This window comes from Bacillus cereus group sp. BceL220, assembly GCF_051776965.1.
In the GTDB taxonomy this organism is placed as follows: domain Bacteria; phylum Bacillota; class Bacilli; order Bacillales; family Bacillaceae_G; genus Bacillus_A; species Bacillus_A cereus.
Genome location: NZ_JBPWBC010000005.1, coordinates 1 through 20,217, shown reverse-complemented (window position 1 = coordinate 20,217; position 20,217 = coordinate 1). Strand labels below are relative to the sequence as shown.

Genomic DNA, 20,217 nt, shown 5'->3' with positions numbered 1-20,217 from the left:
TTTGGTTGGGGGCGGATAACCCGTAAAAGCCCGATTTGTAAGGGCTAATAATTGGTGAGGATGAAGCCCCCCACTGATTAAAGTTTCACTTTATAATATTTTTCTTATAAAAACGTTTTCAAAATAATTTTTCTATTGAAATTTAAACGTATGTTTCATATGCTGAGAATGGCGGTTTAAAAACTGTGATTTAAGAGAGGTAGATTCCTACATGTAAAAAGAATCGGGGTGATAGTATGTTAAATATATATTTAACAGACCGAAACGGAAAACTACAAGAGATTGAGGAAATGCAAAAGGGGTGCTGGATTAATGTACTTCATCCAACAGAAGAAGAAATTCAATATCTAGTACAAACTTTAAATGTAGACTTAGATTTCATTAAAGACCCTTTGGATGATGAAGAACGCTCTCGTATTGAAAAGGAAGACAATAATACTTTAATTATCGTGGATATTCCGACAGTTAGACATGATGAAGAAGGAAATTCGATTTATGACACGATTCCAATAGGTATGATTGTGATGCCGGATTGTTTTGTTACAATCTGCTTAGAAGAGAATCCAATTTTTGAACGTTTTATTAATCAACGTATTAAAGAATTTTATACGTTTAAGAAGACGCGCTTTGCACTTCAGCTCTTATATACGATTTCTACTTATTATTTAAGATACTTAAAGCAAATAAATCGAAAAACAATTGATTTAGAGCATCAATTAAATCAGTCAATGAAAAATAAAGAGATTTTCACATTGTTAGGCCTTGAGAAAAGTTTAGTATACTTTACAACGTCATTAAAAGCTAATAAAATTGTAATTCAAAAGTTAATGCGTAATAGTACATTTTTAAAAATGTATGAAGACGATCAAGATTTATTAGAAGATGTATTAATTGAAAATAAACAGGCTATTGAAATGGCGGAAATATATAGTCACATTTTAAGTGGAATGATGAATACTTTTAGCTCCGTTATATCAAATAATTTAAATAGTGTTATGAAACTGTTAACGTCAATTACGATCATTTTATCTTTACCGACGATGGTTTCTAGTTTCTTTGGAATGAACGTAAAGGTTCCGTTTGAAGGGGAAGCCCACGGTTTTGTAATTGTACTCATCATATGTGTAACACTATCTTTCACGTTAGCTTTTGTTTTTTGGAAGAAACGTTACTTTTAACGATAAGAAAGCTGCTCTAGCATAGTTATATAACTACGCTAGAGCAGCTTTTTTGCTATGAAATCTCAAATTTTGAATAGAATATAACTTGTACAATGTAATGTATATAAAGGGTATGTATGCCATATAAACCTTGTTCAATTAATGAAATGGGGTTAAAATTACATATTGTTAATGAAAAGTTGGAGGAAATACATCATGGAATTGTTTCAATTACCGAAAGCATTCCTGCAAATGAATACAATTTTTATCTCCATATTGATCGAAGCACTTCCTTTCGTGCTCATTGGTGTATTTATTTCAGGATTCATTCAAATGTTCGTGACAGAAGATATGGTGGCAAAATGGATGCCGAAGAACCGATTTCTGTCTGTTTTATTAGCTACTTTTTTAGGTATGTTGTTTCCAGGTTGTGAATGTGGAATTGTTCCGATTGTAAGACGATTAATCGGAAAAGGCGTTCCACCATACGCAGGGATTGCATTTATGTTAACTGGTCCAATTATTAATCCAGTTGTTTTATTTGCAACATACGTTGCCTTTGGGAGTAGTATGCACATGGTATGGTATCGTTCTATTGTAGCGATTATCGTAGCCATTATCGTTGGAATTATATTATCCTTTATGTTTAAAGAACATCAATTAAGAGATGATCACTTCCCAGAAGTGAATAATAAGCGTCCACTGCGTAAAAAAATGTGGGATGTATGTACACACGCTGTTGAGGAATTCTTCTCAATGGGAAAATATTTAGTACTAGGTGCATTAATTGCAGCAGCGGTACAAACGTTTGTACAAACTTCAACACTTCTTGCTATTGGACAAGGTCCGTTTTCTTCATCAGCTGTTATGATGGGACTTGCTTATATATTATCACTTTGTTCAGAGGCAGATGCATTTATCGCTTCTTCGTTCCAAAGTACGTTTTCAACAGCTTCACTTGTCGCGTTCCTCGTTTACGGACCGATGGTGGATATTAAAAATATGTTTATGATGCTTGCGACATTTAAAACTAAATTTGTAATTGTTGTTATAGTTACAGTTACTCTTGTTGTTTATGCAAGCTCACTACTCATTTATGCGATGGGGTGGTAGGTTATGTTTCGAGCATATATATTATTAGGTTTTACAATATTAATTGCGCAGCTTCATATTTCCGGTAACATTACGAAGTATATCAATATGAAGTATGCCTATTTATCAACAACAGCAGCAATTATTTTAGGTTTCTTAACGATTATACAAATTATCGTCGTTTTCCAAAAAGAGCACCAAAAGGAAAAAGAGAAAAATGATTGCAGTTGTGACCATAGCCATTGCGGGCATGATCATTCAAAAGATGAGAATACATGGTGGAAAAAAGCATTTTCGTACTCCTTGTTTTGTTTTCCAATTATCTCAGGGTTATTTTTCCCAATTGCGACGTTAGATTCGGATATTGTTAAAGCGAAAGGATTTCACTTTCCTGTTGCACAAGCAGAAAGTAAGGATCCATTTATGACAAGACAATTTCTAAGACCTGATACGAGCATTTATTACGGGAAAGAAGGATACCGTGGTGTAATGGAAAAAGGGAAGAAAGAGTTTGTTACGAAAGACAATATTAATTTGAAAGATGAAGACTTCCTAAAGGGTATGGAAACAATTTATAATTATCCTGGCGAGTTTACTGGGAAAAAATTATCTTTTAAAGGGTTTGTTTTTAGGGATGATTCTTCTAAAAAAGAACAATACTTCTTATTCCGTTTCGGTATTATACATTGCGTAGCAGATTCTGGTGTGTATGGTATGTTAGTGAAAAAGCCAGAAGGCGTAGAGTGGAATAATGATGACTGGATTCAAGTAGAAGGAGAGATAACTACTGAGTTTTATCAGCCGTTTCATGCGAATATTCCTGTATTAGAAGTAACAAAATGGAATAAAGTTGAACAGCCGAAAGAACAATATGTATTTAGAGGAGCCGATTGATAAAATCGGTTCTTTTTTGTGGACTAAAAGTTCTGAATGTTGTTAATATTAAACGTGTAGTTCATTTAGTATAGTGATTATTGAAATATTAGGGATAAATCATTAAAGGGGTGATAACAATGACAGAAGTAAAGGGGAAAACAGCCAATGAGTCAAGGGTGTTCAAAACGAGCCGAGTATTCCCAACAGATTTAAATGATCATAACACGCTATTTGGTGGGAAGATATTAGCGGAGATGGATATGGTTGCTTCTATTTCAGCATCCAGACATTCGAGAAAGGAATGTGTCACAGCATCTATGGACTGGGTCGATTTCTTACATCCTGTTCGTTCTTCAGATTGTGTTAGTTATGAATCTTTCGTAATTTGGACGGGAAGAACTTCGATGGAAGTGTTTGTGAAGGTAGTGGCTGAAGATTTAATTTCAGGTGAGAAGCGTATAGCGGCAACGTCATTCGTTACTTTTGTGGCACTTAGTAAGGAAAATAATCCAGTTCCTGTACCGCGTGTTATCCCTGAAACAGAAGAAGAGAAAGAATTACATCGTATTGCTGTGTTACGTGCAGAACAGCGTCATATACGTAAGGCAGAGAGTAAGAAAGTAGCCACATTGTTAACCTTTTGAGATGAATATTTAGCCATTTAAGTTACTATATTAGGCGGAAATGGTTTTAAAATGAAAAGCGGACACCTAAAAATAGGTGTCCGCTTTTATAGTTTTTTCATCCACATATCATATGACAGTAGCTACTTAGCAGAAGCAAGCAGCACCGACGATGATTAAGAGGATAAATAATACGACTAATAGCGCAAATCCATTACCATGTGCGAAGCCCATTGTTATTTCCTCCTTTTATTTTAAGATACAACATACAATATGCAAATGAGCTATTGTTTGATATGGACATATATCATGCAATGACATATTTTCTTGAATGATAATGTAATAAAAAAGGGAAGATATAGAAATAACAGTAAGTGGAGAAAGGAATTTATCCATGAAGCACTTTTTCGCTATAATCCTTTGTTTAATAGGTGTATTCATTTGGATGAACATCGATGTGGAAATGGGGAAGGAAATGGCTAGTGAATATGAATTAGGACAAGTTCGATTAGGTGAATTTCAATTATATACGAACGGTGAAGAGTTATATAGAAAATTATTTGAGGATATAAACGATGCAGAAAAGTATATATATATTCATTTTTATATTGTAGGAAAAGATGAAATAAGCCAAGAGTTTTTACAGTTATTAGAGAAAAAAGCATCTAGCGGAGTAGAAGTGAAATTGTCAGTCGATCGGATAGGTGGATATAAGCTGAAGAAAAAGGTAATTAGCCGATTAAAGGAAAACGGTGTGAAGTTTACATTTAGTAAAAAACCGAAACTGAAAAATGTGTTCTATTCTTTGCATCAACGGAATCATAGACGTATTGTTACGATAGATGGAAAGGTATCATACGTCGGTGGTTTTAATATCGGAAAGGAGTACCTTGGACAAAATCCAAAGTTTGGGCCATGGCGTGATTATCACGTGCGCATCCATGGTGAGGGTGCAGCGGATATGGAAAGAAAGTTCGCCGAAGATTGGAAAGAAGATACAGGAGAAAAAATGCCTATACATGAAAGTATACCTACATTAGGGAATGTGAAATATCAATATTTATTTTCAAATGGAAAAGGCTTATGGGAAAAGTATGGGGCACTTTTAAAAAAGGCTAAAAAGTCTTTAATTATCGCTACACCATATTTTGTACCAAGTAAAGAAATGGTGAAAGAGTTAAAAGCTGCATTAAATCGTGGTGTTAATGTGAAAATTCTCGTGCCATTTAAAAGTGATGCCATATTGTTAAAACAAGCTGCCTATCCATATTTGAAAGATATGTTACATGCTGGAGCGGAGATTTATCAATATCGAAATGGATTTTTTCATGGGAAAGTAACAATTATTGATGGAGAAATTGTTGATATTGGGACAGCGAATTTTGATAATAGAAGTTTTTATTTAAATTGTGAGTCTAACTGTATCATATATGATAAAACAGTTGTTGATGAAGTATGGAGTCGATTACAGGTAGACTTTCATAAATCAAAACGATTTTCTGAAGAAGATTTTGAGAAAATTAGTAGATGGGATTGGTTTTTAGCGAGAATAGCGAATGTTTTAGCATCATATTTATAGTATATGGACAAAAAAAAGAGAAGGGAGGCGCTTTAATGGACTGTATGAAAGAATTAATGAAATATAGTTATATGCTAATATACAAGGTTGGAGAGTATGCTGGAAAGGTCAGAGACGAAGAATTAAAAAATCTATTACAGCACCATTTACCATATATGTTACAAGCATATAATGAACAAGTAAATTTTCAAGAAGGAGAGAATGTGCAGCATATAACCTGTGAAACAATGGAGTTTGATTTGCATGAAATGGGAAAGGAAACAGTTAGTAAATATACAGGGGATATTCATATTGCAACCAGTTATATTGCGCATTTGAAACGATTAGCTTTAAAGTTTGCTCAAGTTGCAGTGGAAGTTGCTAACCCAGAGTTTCGCTCATTTTTGGAAAATTGTTTCCTGAAAATGAACCGTTACGCTTATAGTGTGTGGCAATATGTTATGAAGAAGGAATATAAGATTACACATCTATATGAAAATGAAAAGTTTGCATGAGAAACTAAGGCGAAATGGTATGCGCCTTAGTTTTTTTACGTCTATTGAGAGAAAAAACTAGTTTTATTGTGTATCGATTGGAAATGAAATATATAAATTAAAATTAGGTTTTGTTATCGGAAAATTTACAAAAATTTACCGTATATTTACTGTTTTTCAATCTCTCCTTTAAAAATAGAGAGTAATATGAGGTTGTACATATTCTATCACAAGGAGGAAACGCAAATGAACAAATGGGTTAAATCATTAACTGCTATGGCACTTGCAAGTTCTTTATTAATGGTAGGTTGTAGTAAAGGTGAGGACAAGAAGAAAGAAGACGACACAACAACACAACAAGAGGACAAAAAGGATAAAGAAACAAGCGGAACCGAGAAGTCTACTGATTCTAAAGAAAAGAAATAAAGTAATAATAAAGCTTCCTCTTATATATGAGGAAGTTTTTTTGTTGTAAATTGACTGAGATTATTGAAAAATAGAAAGAGAATGAAAGAGGGGGAAAACAAATGAAAGTATGTATATTGGGAGCAACAGGACGAGTAGGTTCAAACATAATTAATTTAGCATTAAAGGATTCAGCTGAAGTGACTGCATTAGCGCGTGATTTAAATAGAATAGAAATACAACATGAAAGGTTAAGAGTGATAGAAGGGAATGTATTGAACGAAAATGATATAAAGAAAGCGATAGAAGGAAGTGATATAGTAATTAGTGCACTTGGAACGGATCAAAATGGAACATTAGCGAAGAGTATGCCACAAATTATAAAGGAAATGGAAGAAGATGGGGTTCGTAGGATCATAACAATAGGAACAGCTGGTATTTTACAAGCAAGAACAGATCTAAATTTATATCGTTTTCAATCAACGGAATCAAAACGGAAAACGACAACGGCAGCGGAAGATCATTTGGCTGCATATAAGGTACTAAGTAATAGTAATAATTTATGTTGGACAGTTGTTTGTCCGACACATTTAATAGATGGTGAGGCGACAGAGGTATATCGAACTGAAAAAGATATATTGCCAGAGGGTGGATCAAAAATTACAGTGGGTGATACAGCACACTTTACATGGGATCTATGTAAGAAAAATATATATGAAAATAGTCGAGTAGGTATTGCATATTAAAAAACCATCCCGAAGTCGGGATGGTTAAAAGATGATATAACACAAGAAGATGATAATCATAATGATTTGGAGAATTGCTTTCGCTACTGTACTGCTTAAAAAACCAACTACAGTAGCGACTCCAACTAGAAAAGCATCTTTTGGCGATTTTTTATGTACTAGTTCTGTTATAAATACTGATAAGAACGGTATGATAATAAGTCCGAATGGTGGGAAGAAGAACGAGCCTACAATGATAGAAATCATTCCGACACGTTCGCCCCATTTAGAACTACCGTATTTTTTTAAGAAATATCCATTTGCAATAAAATCAGCAACGAAAATGAAAAGAGTGAAAATGACTTGAATAATCCAAAAAGAAGTTGTTAATTCGCCTCCATTTATACCGAAATGGTAAATCAAATATCCAGCCCAGACAGCTAGTATGCCAGGGATAATTGGATAAATAAAGGCGAGAAATGAAACAACGAAACAGGCAATGATACAAATTGTTAATAAAACAGTCACTTTATAGCTCCTTTTTAATATCTAGTTTATGTACAGCAACTTTTTTGACTTGATGTCCATCAAGTTCTAATACTTTAAATTGAAAACCAGCGTATTCAATGGAATAGCCAGCTTCAATATTTAAGTCAACTGCTTGAGAGAGAAGCCATCCTCCGATTGTATCTAAATCACTATCATCAATATGTAGGCCAAACATATCATTTACTTCAGAAATAAGCACCTTTCCATCTAAAACAGTAAGCTTAGGTGTACGCTTTTCAATCATAGGTGATTCATCAGCATCGAATTCATCTTGAATTTCTCCAATGATTTCTTCAAGAATATCTTCCATCGTTAAAAGTCCGGCAGTACCACCATATTCATCCATAACGATTGCCATCTGAACGCGATTTTTTTGAAGGTGGACTAACGTTTTACGAATTGGAACGGTTTCAAATACAGTTAGAACAGGATGTATATAAGATTCAAGTGGTTTATAAATACCTTTCGTTTGATCATGGAATACTTCTTTCGTATTGATCATCCCAATGATATCATCTTTATCTTTTTCAATGATTGGATAGCGTGTATATTTTTCAGTAGCGACGATATCCATATTTTCTTCTAACGTATTTTCAGTAGACAAGCAAATCATTTCGGTACGAGGAACCATAATTTCTTTCGCAACTCGATCATCAAATTCAAAAATGTTATTTACATATTTATATTCGGTTTGGTTTATTTCACCGCTTTTAAAACTTTCACCTAAAATGAGTCGCAATTCCTCTTCAGAATGAGCAAGTTCACTTTCCTTCGCAGGTTCTAATCCGAGTAGTTTTGTGAAAAATATAGCTGTACTATTGAGTAGCCAAATGAATGGATACATAATTTTATCAAATAAAATAAGCGGTCTTGCAAATTTGAGTGTGATTGCTTCTGCTTTTTGAATTGCGAAAGACTTTGGAACTAATTCACCTAATACAACGTGGAAAAATGTAATAACACTAAAAGCAATAACAAAAGATAAAGTGTTAGCCATTGTTCCAGTAATATTAATTTTTTCAAAGAGCGGTCGTAGTATATGTTCCACAGTCGGTTCACCAAGCCAACCAAGCCCTAAAGAAGTGATTGTAATTCCGAGCTGACAAGCTGATAAATAAACATCTAAATTAGATAGGACGCTTCTTGCAGCTAAAGCTTGTTTATTACCTTCATTTGCAAGTTGGTCAATTCGACTTTTTCGTACTTTTACAACAGCGAATTCTGATGCAACGAAAAAGCCAGAAATAAGAATAAGTACAAAGATGAGAAAAATATTTAATATGTCCAAGCGTGTTCTCCATTCCAAGGTCTGGAATAAAGATGTCACCTCCTGCAATTATGTTATACTTTTATAATAAATCCAAATGAAAAGAATAGTCAAAGGAAAAGGGTAAATATTGGTATGTTTCTGTAATAGTTTTTGAATTTGCTGTTATTTTGTCCGCTATACAAAAGGAATAACCCCCTACTTTTAGATTATAGAGGGTTATTTTAAATTAAGGTTTTGGAACACTTCTCGTTAAAGTGTATGACTGTTGCTTGGAGTAGTTTGTGGTCCATAGTGTTTGAAGGAAAGAAAGTATGCTATATGGGATATAGAGTAGTAATAAGCCGATTGTAACAATTATAGGTGAATTTCCGCCAAATTGAACGATAAATTGTAACAGTCCATTTGCATGAAAAACGCATTCCATAAAAACGAATGAAAGAATAATGGAACCTAAAATTGATTTATGATTTGAAGTAAGCGCTAAAAACAATGTGTCTACAAGAAAAGAATCATGTTTTATTTCATATTCATTTGTGTTTTTTAAGAAAGGAATCCATTTTTTTACTGCTTGCATAACGATAATCATGGAAGTACTACATACGATGATAAATGATGAGTAGTAAGGAAGGTTTATAAATTGTGCGATGTATAGAAGTAGTAATAAGACTGAACATTGTAATACTACAGTGCAAAAAGAGTAAGGTATCCATTTCAATACAGTAGTAAACTTTTTAAACGAGTTAGGTACTTTGAAAAATAAATGGCCGATACCCAAACTTATGAAAAATCCGATCGCAAGGGTAAAAGTAAAACGAACAATCGATATAAAATATATTTCCCATATGTAAGGGAATAATGGTGTTGAATGATTAGAAGTATGTATCATTTGGTTTGCTGAGAAAAAGATAGATTCATGCATCCAATCAACCTTTGGAATTGATATAGAAGAAAGCTGTGCGAAGTTTTGAAAAATGCTAATAAATCCATTTTGATAAGAGTAATTGTGTGTAATAAAAAGAGCTGGAATAGGACTTATGGCAAAAATAACAATAACACCAATTATAAATTTACATATATGTGAGCGTAATAAGGACATATAACCACCTACTCTTAGAATATTCAGAAAATTCTTATTCTTATTTTAGCTTTTTTTGAAAGAAGTTACAATATATTTTTCATTTAGTAATTCAGAGAGAAGATTTGATAGCAAAAATATACAAGTGAAGGATTCATGAATAAATTATGACAAGAAAATGAATAATTTTCAGAAAAATAAAATAAATCGTTTATTTTTTTCTGAAAATATAATATAGTTATGGCACAGAAAGTATTTTAACATAAGGAGGCTTTTTATGAGGATTAAAGGGAATTACGTGCCGAAAAGGGAAGTTTTACTGTGCTCAAGTTCGATTACGATTGGGGAAGCGTTAGAGCATTTAAATAAAACGGGGTATCGTTGTGTACCAGTTTTAGATGAAAAAAAAGAGAAATTTTTAGGGAATATATATAAAGTAGATATTTTAGAATATAAAGGATCACTTGATGAGAGTGTAATACAATTATTAAACGATAAAGAAGGATTTGTGAGAGAAGATTCATCTTTCTTTAAAGTATTTTTTACAATAAAAAAATTGCCTTATTTATCAGTAGTTGATGAAAAAGGGGTTTTCCTTGGAATTTTAACGCATAAAAAAGTTTTTGAGTTATTAGAGGATGCATGGGGCGTTCACTCTAGTAAATACTCTGTCATGATTGGAACGCAAGACTATAATGGAGCAATCCAAAAATTATCGACAGTTTTAAAGAAATACACTGGTATTCAAAGTTTGATGACTTTTGATAATGATGCCTTATTAGTTCGTAGAATTATGTTTACATTAGGAGAAGAGTTTAACGACGGTGAATTAGAGACATTATTGAAAGATTTAGAAGATCACGGATTTAGAGTTGTGTATGTGGAAGAGATGAAAAATCCACGTGAAGTTGAAACGATAGAGTAACATACAAAAGCCATCTAATTATATATTAGATGGCTTTTGTATGTTACGTGTATAAAGTTATTTGAAAATAACAATTGAATAATAGGTGAGATTGTAACAATATTTGTGTAAGAGAATAAAAATGTAGATAATTTCGATTTTCAAAAAAATCAATTTGAAAATATGTTTTTATTTTGCAACTAAATATGTTACTATATGTGTGATAAAAACAAAGAGGTCTGACATCTACACTCCACGTAATAACACTCTAATGATTTAAAAATTCAAAAAAATCAAAATTCAAAATAATAATTGTATTAATGATTAGAGTAAAAATAAGGGGAATGGAGAAATTATGGAGAAAGACACTGCTTTGTAAGGGGCATATTTTATCATCTTGAGCAGAGAGGAGGATGCATAGCATATTGTAAAATATAGAGATAAACAATGAAAAAGTGCTATGCAAATGAAGAGCATGAAGGGACGTTTAAGGCCAGGTGATACGGTAGCAATTGGTTTAATGCTATTTGCATTATTTTTAGGAGCAGGAAATTTAATTTTTCCGCCAGTTTTAGGTCAACAAGCAGGAGAGAATGTTTGGATTGCTACAATAGGATTTCTTGTAACGGGAGTCGGATTACCCCTACTAGCTGTAACAGCTGTCGCGTTTGTAGAGGGGGACCTGAAAGCGCTATCTTCTAGAGTCCACCCTATATTTGCGTTTATTTTCCCATTGATTAGTTATTTAGCAATTGGACCATTTTTCGCGATTCCTCGTACTGGAGCTGTTTCGTTTGAAATGGGTATGAAGCCGTTTTTATCAGAAGCAATGGTTTCAGAGTGGTACATGCTATTTCTTTTCACGATAGTTTTCTTCGGAATAACGTGGTATTTATCATTAAATCCATCTAAATTAGTGGATTGGTTCGGAAAATTTCTTACACCATTATTAGTATTAATTGTCGCTGTTATTGTCGGAAAGGCAATTATTGATCCAATTGGAGAGCCAGCTGCGCCGTTAGCTGCTTACAAAGAAAATGCTTTCTTTGGTGGATTTATTCAAGGATATTTAACGATGGATGCAATTAGCGCGCTTGTATTCGGAATTGTCGTTGTACAAGTTATCCGCTCTAAAGGGATAAAAGAGAGTAGTCAAATTGCAAAAATAACAGTAGTATCAGGTATTATTGCTGTACTTGGTTTAACGTTAATTTATTTATCACTTGCTTATCTTGGTTCAACAAGTACATCACTTGGTATCTCAGAAAACGGTGGCCTTATTTTAACGAATGTTGTAAATGAGCTATATGGGACGAGTGGTAAAATTTTATTAGGGCTTGTTATTATACTCGCTTGTTTAACAACTTCTGTTGGGTTAACATCTGCGTGTGCAGGTTTCTTTACAAACTTATTCCCAAAACTTTCGCATAAAACGATTGTAACAATGGTATGTGTATTTAGTTTAATTGTATCTAACCTAGGTTTAACACAATTAATCGCAGTAACATTACCTGTGTTAATGATCATTTATCCAGTTGCAATTGTATTAATCGTACTTTCGTATTTCCATAAGTGGATTGGGAAGCGTAATACAATTTATATTGGAGCTATTTTAGGTGCATTGTTAATTAGTTTCTTTAACGGTTTAGAAAGTGCGAAAATTAAAATTGACGCGATTTCTAATGTACTACAAATGTTACCGTTATATAACGAAGGAATCGGATGGTTAATTCCATCATGTATTGGCGGGATTCTCGGTTTCTTCTTCTATAAATCAAATGAATCAAGTGAATTACAAAAGAAAGGTGCTTAGGCACCTTTCTTTTTTTGAAGGGGATTTTTGTATTTTGTCTAAGTAATAATTGGGGGGAATGATAAATGGCTAATTTTGAAGATTTTTTAAATTTGGATTTGAGAATTGGAACTGTAATACATGCAGAGGAATTTAAAGAAGCGAGAGTACCAGCGATTAAACTAGCAATAGATTTTGGAGAAATCGGGATAAAGCAGTCAAGTGCTCAAATTACGAAAAGGTATATTCCAGAAGATTTAATCGGTCAACAAATCGTTGCTGTTGTAAACTTTCCACCAAAGCGTGTAGCTGGATTCAAATCAGAAGTGCTTGTGCTTGGCGGCGTTCCTGAAGCTGATGATGTTGTGTTACTTCAGCCTAATATGGAATTGCCAAATGGAACAAAAATTAGCTAGGGTGAAGGTAGGGGCTAATATGGATATCGGACGAGAATATTTGCAATGTGCGATTTCGAACTTTAAAGCAACAAAGAAACAAGGGGAACGGGCACTTTCTCAATTATCATATGAACAAATACAATGGTCTTCTCATGAAGAAACAAATAGTATAGCGATTATTATTAAGCATCTGCACGGTAATATGCGTTCTAGATGGACGGATTTTTTAACGTCTGATGGTGAAAAAACAGATCGTAATCGAGATGGTGAATTTGAAGGATGCTATCATTCAAAAGAAGAAACCCTTATAGCTTGGCAAGAAGGATGGAAATATGTTTTTAATACGATGAATACTTTAACGCCGGAACACTTATTGAAGACGGTATACATTCGCGGTGAAGCACATACTGTCATGCAAGCAATTGAAAGGCAAATTTCTCATTATGCATTGCATATTGGTCAGATTATTTACATTGGGAAGATGTTAAAAGAAAACGAGTGGGAATGTTTAAGTATTCCGAGAGGTCAGTCTGCGCGTTATGTAGAGAAAAAACGTTCCACATAATAATAAGAAAGAAACCGATAAAAAATAGGAAAAAAGAAAGTCAGCCAAATAATAGATGGTTCTGTAATCATAAGAATACTGCCAAAAATAAGTCCATATATAATAAGAAAGAAATTGAAAAGTGTATTCACAGGGAGAAATCGTGAGATGAACACTTGCTGTCGTTTAAAACAATCACTGTGAAATAAATAAAAGCGGAAGTACCATGTGGCTGTAATAAGGTCTTTCTTTCTCACAATTTTTTTTTTGCATGTATGACAGATAAATGGTGGTTGCATTTCATTACGCTCCATTTTTTATTTTCATAATAATGTGAGACAAAAGTAGGTACAAAGTGTATGTTCCTATATACGCTCCTGCAATAAGGAAAAATGGATTCAGTAAAATTCCATGAATGCTCGTCATGAAAACTAAATCTTGTATTAAAACATCGTATATATTAATGGAAATAATTGTACCAAGTACATATAGTGCCAAGTACGCAGAAATATGTAGCACAATAGAGATTTTTGGTTGCTTAGCGGACAAATAAAAAATGAATGATAGAGCGATTGGTAATATTCCTATTAATAGCTTCAATTCATTTCACCTCATTAACAATATAGCCGAAATTTTAACGGTCTATTCTCTAGGGCTTGTACATAACTTGAAATAGAGAGGTGATAGTATGAATCGGGGCTTTTTTTTTATGAAGTTTACAAATATGCGTAAGTTAGTTTTATTTGTTATTACTACAGTGCTAGCGACTTTTTTTCTTATTAGTCTGATGGTAACCTCTATGAAAGAGACAAAGTCAACGTATTTATATAATTGGTTAAATGAGTTATCGATGAATGGTTACATGTATGTACTTGGAAAAGAGAATCATTATTTTACACAGGAGTATCGAAATTTGAATCAAGATTTTTCAATTTCTTCTTTTCTCTTTTCTATGGCTACAAATATTCGCTTTAATGATGTACGCAGTTTTGTCGGGAAAGAGCTCCCGGGATTTGGTAAGTACGATACAGAAATTGTTATTGCGGGTGAGGGTACAAATTATTCTAACTTACCGATAGAGTCGAGTGTTCCTCTTGAAGAAGTAGTGAAGGAACGGACTAGTGGAACTGGACAAGCACCTAAACAAGATACGAATAAAGAGAAAAAACAGCCGTCCCAAACGACTGGGAAGAGACAAGTTGCGTTTATTTATCATACACATAGCTGGGAATCTTATTTACCTTTACTTAACTTAACGAATGACCCGAATCCGAATAAAGCAACGAGTTCTGTGTCGAATATTTCTATATTAGGAGATCGTTTCCGTGAACAACTAGAAGGTGAAGGGATTGGAGCTACTAACGATAAGAGTGATGTTGGTCAAAAGTTAATAAGTAAAGGTTTAAACAGTAATAGTTCGTATAAAATGTCACGAGAAATTGTGCAGCAAGCTATGGCTGGAAATAAAGATCTTCAATACTTTTTTGATTTGCATCGTGATAGTGCCCGAAAGAATGTAACGACAAAAACAATTGGAGATAAATCATATGCAAAGCTTGCATTTGTAGTAGGGAAAGGAAATAAAAACTATGAAAAAAACTTACAATTAGCGACAGCTTTACATGAGGCGATTAATAAGAAATATCCAGGAGTGAGTCGTGGGGTCATTCAAAAAGGTTTCCAAACAGGAAATGGAATCTATAATCAAGATTTATCAGGACAAGCGATATTAATAGAAGTTGGCGGTGTAGATAATACGGAGGAAGAATTGAATCGATCAATTGATGCACTTGCTAAAGCATTTGGTGAATATTTTTGGCAGGCAGAAAAAGTGAATGGATAAAGTGAAACTTGAATTAGCCAGGGTATCTATCGATAATTATTAGCTCACTTTAATCTTGGAAAAGCGTAAGTGTAATGCTTACGTTTTTTGTGTTGGTTTGAAATGTGGATAGCAAGATGTCACAAAATGGACATGATTAATAATTATTATAGCGATATCGAAATTTGTCTAATTATAATAGGAGAATTAGAAAGGGATTTTTGAAATGGCAGAGAAAATCTTTTTACAAGGAAAATTTTTATATTATGAAATTGATAGGGTGATTTAGGTGATTAGGGAGATCAAAGTAGAAGATGCAGCATCATTTTTGCAATTAAGTAAGAAATTAGATGAAGAAACGAAGTTTATGTTATATGAACCAGGAGAAAGGAAAACTACAGCTGAGCAACAAGAAAAAATGATCCAGCGATTTATAGAAAATGAATATGCAACAATATTTGTAGCAGTTGAAGATGAGAGAATAATAGGTTTTATATTAGTGAATGGAAATAACATTCAAAGAAAGAGGCATGTGGCAAGCATTGTAATTGGTATTTTGCAAGAGTATAACGGGCGAGGTATTGGGACGAGATTGTTTAAAGAGGTTGAGAAGTGGGCAAAATTACATGATGTATGGCGTTTAGAATTAACAGTAATGGCCCACAATACAAGAGCTCAGGCACTATATAAAAAAGCTGGATTTGAGAAAGAAGGTGTCAAAAAAGCTGCTCTTATTATCGATGGAAAGGACATCGATGAGTATGAAATGGCCAAATTATTAAAATAAGAGGTCGTTATATGAAAAAAAGATGGGCACTACTCGGTATCGTAGCTGCAATAATTATTGTTGGAGTAGCAGGAATCAATTATAAAATGTATAAGGATAAGCAGGCGCGGGAAGTAAGTGTAAATAGCATATTTCCAAAAGCGAAAGAAACGATTGCTAATATGGATGGGGATATTGCGGTAATTAATAATCCGAATTCAATGCTTGTACTTGTGAATAAAAGTAGGCGTTTACCAGATGGTTATAGACCGCCAGATTTAGTTATTCCGAAAGTGCGCTACTCTAGTGAAGGTGATCAAGAAAAGAAAAAGATGAGAAAAGAGGCAGCGAGGGCGCTTGAGGAAATGTTCCAGCAAGCTAACAACGAGCGTATTTTCCTTTTTGCAGTTTCTGGATTTAGATCCTTTGATCGACAAAAAGCATTAAATACGATGTATAAAAAACAAGATGGGGAAGCAAAAACAGCAATGTCTAGCGCGGTTCCTGGCACAAGTGAGCATCAAACTGGATTAGCTATGGATATTACGTCTCAATCTGCTAAATTTCAGTTAGAGACGGTTTTTGGGGAAACGAAAGAAGGTCAGTGGGTTTCTGAAAATGCCCATAAATTTGGTTTTGTGATTCGATACACAAAAGCGAAAGAAACGATTACGGGCTATCGGTATGAACCATGGCACGTAAGGTATGTGGGAAATCCACAAGCTACATATTTGTATGATAATCAACTGACGCTTGAAGAAGTAACAGAGTAAATGATTGAGGGGAGAGACGTATAATGACGATGTTATATAAGAAAAAAGTACATGCATATATTACAAGAGAAAAAGAGGGGGTTATGCAATTACTGGTTTTTAAACATCGTGATATACATGAAGCTGGTATTCAAGTGCCAGGGGGAACGGTTGATGAAGGTGAAACGTTAGAAGCGGCTATATTGCGTGAAGTACAGGAAGAATCCGGATTACGTCATTTATGTATAGAGCGTTTTTTAGCAGATTACATTATACATGTGAAGGAAAAACAGGAATATGAAAAACGTCACTTTTTTCATGTAACTTTACTAACCGATGTAAAAGATACATGGGAACATATAGTAAGTGCTGGTGAGAAAGATCAAGGTTTAGCTTTTAGCTACGAATGGGTTAATATTGCAAAATGCCCTGAATTAGCAGGGAAACAAGGAGAGTTTTTACACTTATTAGATGAGATATATGTAAAGTAATAAAAGAGTCTGAAGCGAAAGTTCATTCGTTTCAGACTCTTTTTATTTTTCGGGAAATTAAAGGCTTTTTGAATAGATAAATTGAATTTCTTTAAAGGAATATTAGTTTGGAATAGTTGGGGTGAAAAGATGAAAAAGTAAGAGTTATACGCAAAAAAGTTGCTATAAGGGAGAATATAAATGGAGATTCAGTTTAATCCAGTATTAAAAAAAGAATTAACAATTCATGATATACAAACCGAAATGGAATCTGGGCAGTTAACTTCAAAGGAATTAGTGATGTATTATCTTCATAGAATCGCAAAGTATGACCAAGACGGACCGGAAATTAATTCTATTTTAGAAATCAATCCAGATGCTATTTTTATTGCAGAAGCGTTAGATTATGAAAGAAAGACAAAAGGTATAAGGGGGCCATTACATGGTATACCTGTTTTGCTTAAAGACAATATTGAAACGAATGACTCCATGCATACAAGTGCAGGTACGATTGCTCTAGAACAAAATATAAGCAGTGAAGATGCATTTCTCGTTACAAAATTACGAGAAGCCGGAGCAGTAATAATAGGAAAAACAAATATGACAGAATTAGCAAATGCAATGTCTTTTGAAATGTGGGCTGGATATAGTGCAAGAGGTGGTCAAACAATCAATCCATACGGAACGGGCAAGGACCATATGTTTGTTGGCGGATCTAGTACAGGATCTGCGATAGCAGTTGCCGCTAACTTTACAGTAGTATCTATTGGGACAGAAACCGATGCTTCTATTTTGAGCCCCGCTGTTCAAAATTCTGTAGTAGGTATTAAACCGACTGTCGGTTTAATTAGTCGTAGAGGAATTATTCCATTTACTTATTCGCAAGATACAGCTGGACCATTTGCTAGAACGGTAACAGATGCTGCTATTTTGCTAGGGAGTTTAATTGGAGTAGATGAGAAAGATGTTGCTACTCATAGAAGTGAAGGTAGGGCAGAGCAGGATTATACAAAATATCTTAATGTTAATGGCTTAAATGGAGCGAAGATTGGTGTGTTTAACGATGCACCAAAAGATTATTACGAAAATGGTGAGTATGATGAAATCTTGTTTAAGGAAACGATCCAAGTATTACGTAATGAAGGAGCGACAGTAGTAGAAAATATTAATATGCCTTCTTTTCATAGAGAATGGAGTTGGGGAGTGCCGCTTTATGAACTGAAGCATAGTTTAGATAACTATCTTTCTAAATTACCTTCTACTATGCCGGTACATTCTATTTCGGAGTTAATGGAGTTTAATAAAAACATAGCAGAAAGAGCTTTAAAATATGGACAAACTAAGTTAGAAGGAAGAAAAGATTTTCCTAATACGTTACGAAATCCAGAATATTTAAATGCAAGATTAGAAGATATATATTTTTCACAAGAACAAGGCATTGATTTTACATTGGAAAAATATAATCTTGATGCGATACTGTTTCCTTCCTATATAGCTTCTACTATATGTGCGAAAGCGGGTTATCCGTCTATAGCAATACCTGCAGGGTATATGGAAAGCGGGAGACCTTTTGGAATTACGATTGCAAGTACTGCCTTTAGTGAAGGGATGTTAATTAAGCTAGCTTATGCTTTTGAACAGGCGACAAAACATAGAAAAATCCCAAACTTGTCATGAATAGAATAAATAAAAAGGACAGGGAATGCCTGTCCTTTTTGTTTTAGTGATTAAAGTGAAATATCGTTCTGCTCTGTTTTATGATATTTTAATAAACTAAAAGATAAACAAGCGGAACATAAAATAAGAATAGAAGCGATGATATAAATTGTACGAACACCGAACATATCAGTAATAATGCCAACACTAAGCATAGATAGTCCAGAGGCTGTTGAAAGAAGTACACCATGTGCTGTATACATTTTTGATAATAAAGCAGGGGCGACACTTGATTGTAAAACAGTCGTTTGGGAAATATCTCTAATTTGATAACATGGTCCCATTAGAACACATAGAAAAAGCGCAATAAATCCGCTGCTCGTCATACCATATAAAAATGTAAGAATGCTAAATATAAGAGAGCCAATCGACATAGATCGTATTAAATTGTTTTGAATATAGGAACTCATTTTCCATGCTAATAGACCACCGATTAACGTGCCAACATAATAACTTGTATTAATATATCCCCACCATTCTTCGCCTTTATGAAGAATAGTCGTAACATATGCCATCGTAATAGCGCCAATCCATATTGTCCCGGCGAAAGTTTCAATTAAGTCCATATATGTAACGGTACGGAGAGAAGGATTTTGAAATAAGAGTTTCCAACCTTCCGATAAAGCAGTACTTTTTGAAGAGGGAGGATCTGCTATTCGTTCAGTATGTATGGTACGTAATGAAAGGTGTAATGCAATACATCCAAAAATCATTAACATGTTATTAATCATGAGTGTAGATGTAGCGCCAATGAGAAGAACGATAACACTCGTAAATGAATAAGCGGCGGCTTGCGCAATTTGTGTTGAAAAGGAAAAGATACTATTTACTTTTACTAATTTTTCTTTCGGTGTAAGGCGCGGAAGAATGCTGTATAGTAATGGAGCGCTCCATCCACTACATAATGAAATGAAAAAAATAAAAGTTAATAGAGCTATAATGTTTGTGGATAAGACCGGAAACAAAATCATTAATAATAGTAAAAAGACTGTTTTTAGCCATTGTAGCGTATATAACAACGTATAAGACGGAAAACGATTTATTATTAGTGGTGCAGAGATGTTAGCAATTAGATTTGTGATAACTTGTAATAATGGAAAAAGAGCAGTAATAGTTGAAGTGACCCCTAAAAGTTAGACACGGTTATTTCATTAGGCAGCTTGATAAAAGTGAGTCCGGTATTGTACCGGGCTCATTTTTAATTTTGCCTTAATCCGTTTCGTATT

The 20,217-nt window shown here is 33.9% G+C and carries 24 protein-coding genes; 17 read left to right on the top strand and 7 right to left on the bottom strand.

The annotated features are described in order from the left end of the window. Positions 1-236 precede the first annotated feature (236 nt). From ACS2FK_RS14925 to ACS2FK_RS14910, 4 genes are all read left to right on the top strand, one after another. Complete coding sequence (locus ACS2FK_RS14925) at positions 237-1,178, top strand: magnesium transporter CorA family protein (RefSeq protein ID WP_000932389.1); 942 nt, start codon at positions 237-239, stop codon at positions 1,176-1,178. Between the two features lie 198 nt (positions 1,179-1,376). Next, positions 1,377-2,273 carry a permease gene (locus ACS2FK_RS14920; protein WP_000418716.1) on the top strand — a complete coding sequence of 299 codons (897 nt, stop codon included), beginning with the start codon at positions 1,377-1,379 and terminating at the stop codon, positions 2,271-2,273. 3 nt (positions 2,274-2,276) lie between these two features. Then, the gene (locus ACS2FK_RS14915; protein WP_000488043.1) at positions 2,277-3,146 is read left to right on the top strand and encodes a TIGR03943 family putative permease subunit; all 870 of its coding nucleotides are present in this window, start codon (positions 2,277-2,279) and stop codon (positions 3,144-3,146) included. Between the two features lie 119 nt (positions 3,147-3,265). Beyond that, positions 3,266-3,772, top strand: coding sequence for an acyl-CoA thioesterase (locus ACS2FK_RS14910; RefSeq protein ID WP_000141164.1), 507 nt, complete (start codon positions 3,266-3,268; stop codon positions 3,770-3,772). Between the two features lie 126 nt (positions 3,773-3,898). Here the strand turns inward: ACS2FK_RS14910 and ACS2FK_RS14905 are convergent, their stop codons facing one another. Further along, positions 3,899-3,985: a YjcZ family sporulation protein gene (locus tag ACS2FK_RS14905; RefSeq protein ID WP_000505094.1), complete on the bottom strand. Its 87-nt coding sequence runs from the start codon at positions 3,983-3,985 to the stop codon at positions 3,899-3,901. A gap of 160 nt (positions 3,986-4,145) precedes the next feature. Here ACS2FK_RS14905 and cls point away from each other — a divergent pair, with 160 nt between their 5' ends. The 4 genes from cls (at position 4,146) to ACS2FK_RS14885 (ending at position 6,954) form a co-directional block, all read left to right on the top strand. Next, entirely contained in the window at positions 4,146-5,330 is a 1,185-nt protein-coding gene (gene cls / locus ACS2FK_RS14900; RefSeq protein ID WP_002023919.1) for a cardiolipin synthase, read from the top strand. 35 nt (positions 5,331-5,365) lie between these two features. Then, on the top strand, positions 5,366-5,824 hold the full coding sequence (locus ACS2FK_RS14895) for a spore coat protein (protein ID WP_000340527.1): 459 nt from the start codon (positions 5,366-5,368) through the stop codon (positions 5,822-5,824). A 225-nt stretch (positions 5,825-6,049) separates the two neighbouring features. Next, positions 6,050-6,229, top strand: a complete 180-nt coding sequence (locus ACS2FK_RS14890) for a hypothetical protein (RefSeq protein ID WP_001045960.1) — start codon at positions 6,050-6,052, stop codon at positions 6,227-6,229. A gap of 101 nt (positions 6,230-6,330) precedes the next feature. Then, entirely contained in the window at positions 6,331-6,954 is a 624-nt protein-coding gene (locus ACS2FK_RS14885; protein WP_049107633.1) for an NAD(P)-dependent oxidoreductase, read from the top strand. A gap of 24 nt (positions 6,955-6,978) precedes the next feature. On the opposite strand, the gene ACS2FK_RS14880 is transcribed toward ACS2FK_RS14885, so the two are convergent. From ACS2FK_RS14880 to ACS2FK_RS14870, 3 genes are all read right to left on the bottom strand, one after another. Continuing rightward, the gene (locus tag ACS2FK_RS14880) at positions 6,979-7,461 is read right to left on the bottom strand and encodes a DUF456 domain-containing protein (protein ID WP_000217339.1); all 483 of its coding nucleotides are present in this window, start codon (positions 7,459-7,461) and stop codon (positions 6,979-6,981) included. Position 7,462: 1 nt separating this feature from the next. Continuing rightward, on the bottom strand, positions 7,463-8,770 hold the full coding sequence (locus tag ACS2FK_RS14875) for a hemolysin family protein (protein ID WP_000353738.1): 1,308 nt from the start codon (positions 8,768-8,770) through the stop codon (positions 7,463-7,465). A gap of 208 nt (positions 8,771-8,978) precedes the next feature. Then, entirely contained in the window at positions 8,979-9,848 is an 870-nt protein-coding gene (locus ACS2FK_RS14870) for a hypothetical protein (protein ID WP_000055268.1), read from the bottom strand. Between the two features lie 256 nt (positions 9,849-10,104). On the opposite strand from ACS2FK_RS14870, the gene cbpA reads away from it, so the two are divergent. The 4 genes from cbpA to ACS2FK_RS14850 all read left to right on the top strand — a co-directional run bounded on the left by cbpA (position 10,105) and on the right by ACS2FK_RS14850 (position 13,486). Next, complete coding sequence (gene cbpA, locus ACS2FK_RS14865; RefSeq protein ID WP_001220526.1) at positions 10,105-10,752, top strand: cyclic di-AMP binding protein CbpA; 648 nt, start codon at positions 10,105-10,107, stop codon at positions 10,750-10,752. 454 nt (positions 10,753-11,206) lie between these two features. After that, positions 11,207-12,544, top strand: coding sequence for a branched-chain amino acid transport system II carrier protein BrnQ4 (gene brnQ4, locus ACS2FK_RS14860; protein ID WP_011110049.1), 1,338 nt, complete (start codon positions 11,207-11,209; stop codon positions 12,542-12,544). Between the two features lie 65 nt (positions 12,545-12,609). Continuing rightward, positions 12,610-12,939, top strand: a complete 330-nt coding sequence (gene csaA, locus ACS2FK_RS14855; RefSeq protein ID WP_001263013.1) for a chaperone CsaA — start codon at positions 12,610-12,612, stop codon at positions 12,937-12,939. Then, positions 12,920-13,486 (top strand): DUF1572 domain-containing protein, encoded by a 567-nt coding sequence (locus ACS2FK_RS14850; RefSeq protein WP_000435830.1) that lies wholly within the window; start codon positions 12,920-12,922, stop codon positions 13,484-13,486. Before csaA ends, ACS2FK_RS14850 begins: the two co-directional genes overlap by 20 nt. On the opposite strand, the gene ACS2FK_RS14845 is transcribed toward ACS2FK_RS14850, so the two are convergent. Continuing rightward, positions 13,459-13,764 (bottom strand): hypothetical protein, encoded by a 306-nt coding sequence (locus ACS2FK_RS14845; RefSeq protein ID WP_002178927.1) that lies wholly within the window; start codon positions 13,762-13,764, stop codon positions 13,459-13,461. The genes ACS2FK_RS14850 and ACS2FK_RS14845 overlap by 28 nt on opposite strands. A 4-nt stretch (positions 13,765-13,768) precedes the next feature. Next, the gene (locus ACS2FK_RS14840; protein WP_000770738.1) at positions 13,769-14,065 is read right to left on the bottom strand and encodes a hypothetical protein; all 297 of its coding nucleotides are present in this window, start codon (positions 14,063-14,065) and stop codon (positions 13,769-13,771) included. Between the two features lie 88 nt (positions 14,066-14,153). Between ACS2FK_RS14840 and spoIIP the strand changes: the two genes are divergently transcribed. The 5 genes from spoIIP (at position 14,154) to ACS2FK_RS14815 (ending at position 18,952) form a co-directional block, all read left to right on the top strand. Continuing rightward, positions 14,154-15,308 (top strand): stage II sporulation protein P, encoded by a 1,155-nt coding sequence (spoIIP, locus tag ACS2FK_RS14835; protein ID WP_001079278.1) that lies wholly within the window; start codon positions 14,154-14,156, stop codon positions 15,306-15,308. Positions 15,309-15,576: 268 nt separating this feature from the next. Further along, complete coding sequence (locus ACS2FK_RS14830; protein WP_063547103.1) at positions 15,577-16,074, top strand: GNAT family N-acetyltransferase; 498 nt, start codon at positions 15,577-15,579, stop codon at positions 16,072-16,074. An 11-nt stretch (positions 16,075-16,085) separates the two neighbouring features. Continuing rightward, a complete protein-coding gene (locus tag ACS2FK_RS14825; protein WP_063547104.1) occupies positions 16,086-16,826 on the top strand; it encodes a M15 family metallopeptidase in 741 nt (246 codons plus the stop codon). 23 nt (positions 16,827-16,849) lie between these two features. Next, positions 16,850-17,296 (top strand): NUDIX hydrolase, encoded by a 447-nt coding sequence (locus ACS2FK_RS14820; protein WP_016512975.1) that lies wholly within the window; start codon positions 16,850-16,852, stop codon positions 17,294-17,296. Positions 17,297-17,476: 180 nt separating this feature from the next. Continuing rightward, the gene (locus ACS2FK_RS14815) at positions 17,477-18,952 is read left to right on the top strand and encodes an amidase family protein (protein ID WP_063547105.1); all 1,476 of its coding nucleotides are present in this window, start codon (positions 17,477-17,479) and stop codon (positions 18,950-18,952) included. Positions 18,953-19,002: 50 nt separating this feature from the next. Here ACS2FK_RS14815 and ACS2FK_RS14810 read toward each other — a convergent pair whose 3' ends face one another. Beyond that, positions 19,003-20,103 (bottom strand): MFS transporter, encoded by a 1,101-nt coding sequence (locus ACS2FK_RS14810; RefSeq protein WP_063547106.1) that lies wholly within the window; start codon positions 20,101-20,103, stop codon positions 19,003-19,005. Between the last annotated feature and the right edge of the window lie 114 nt (positions 20,104-20,217).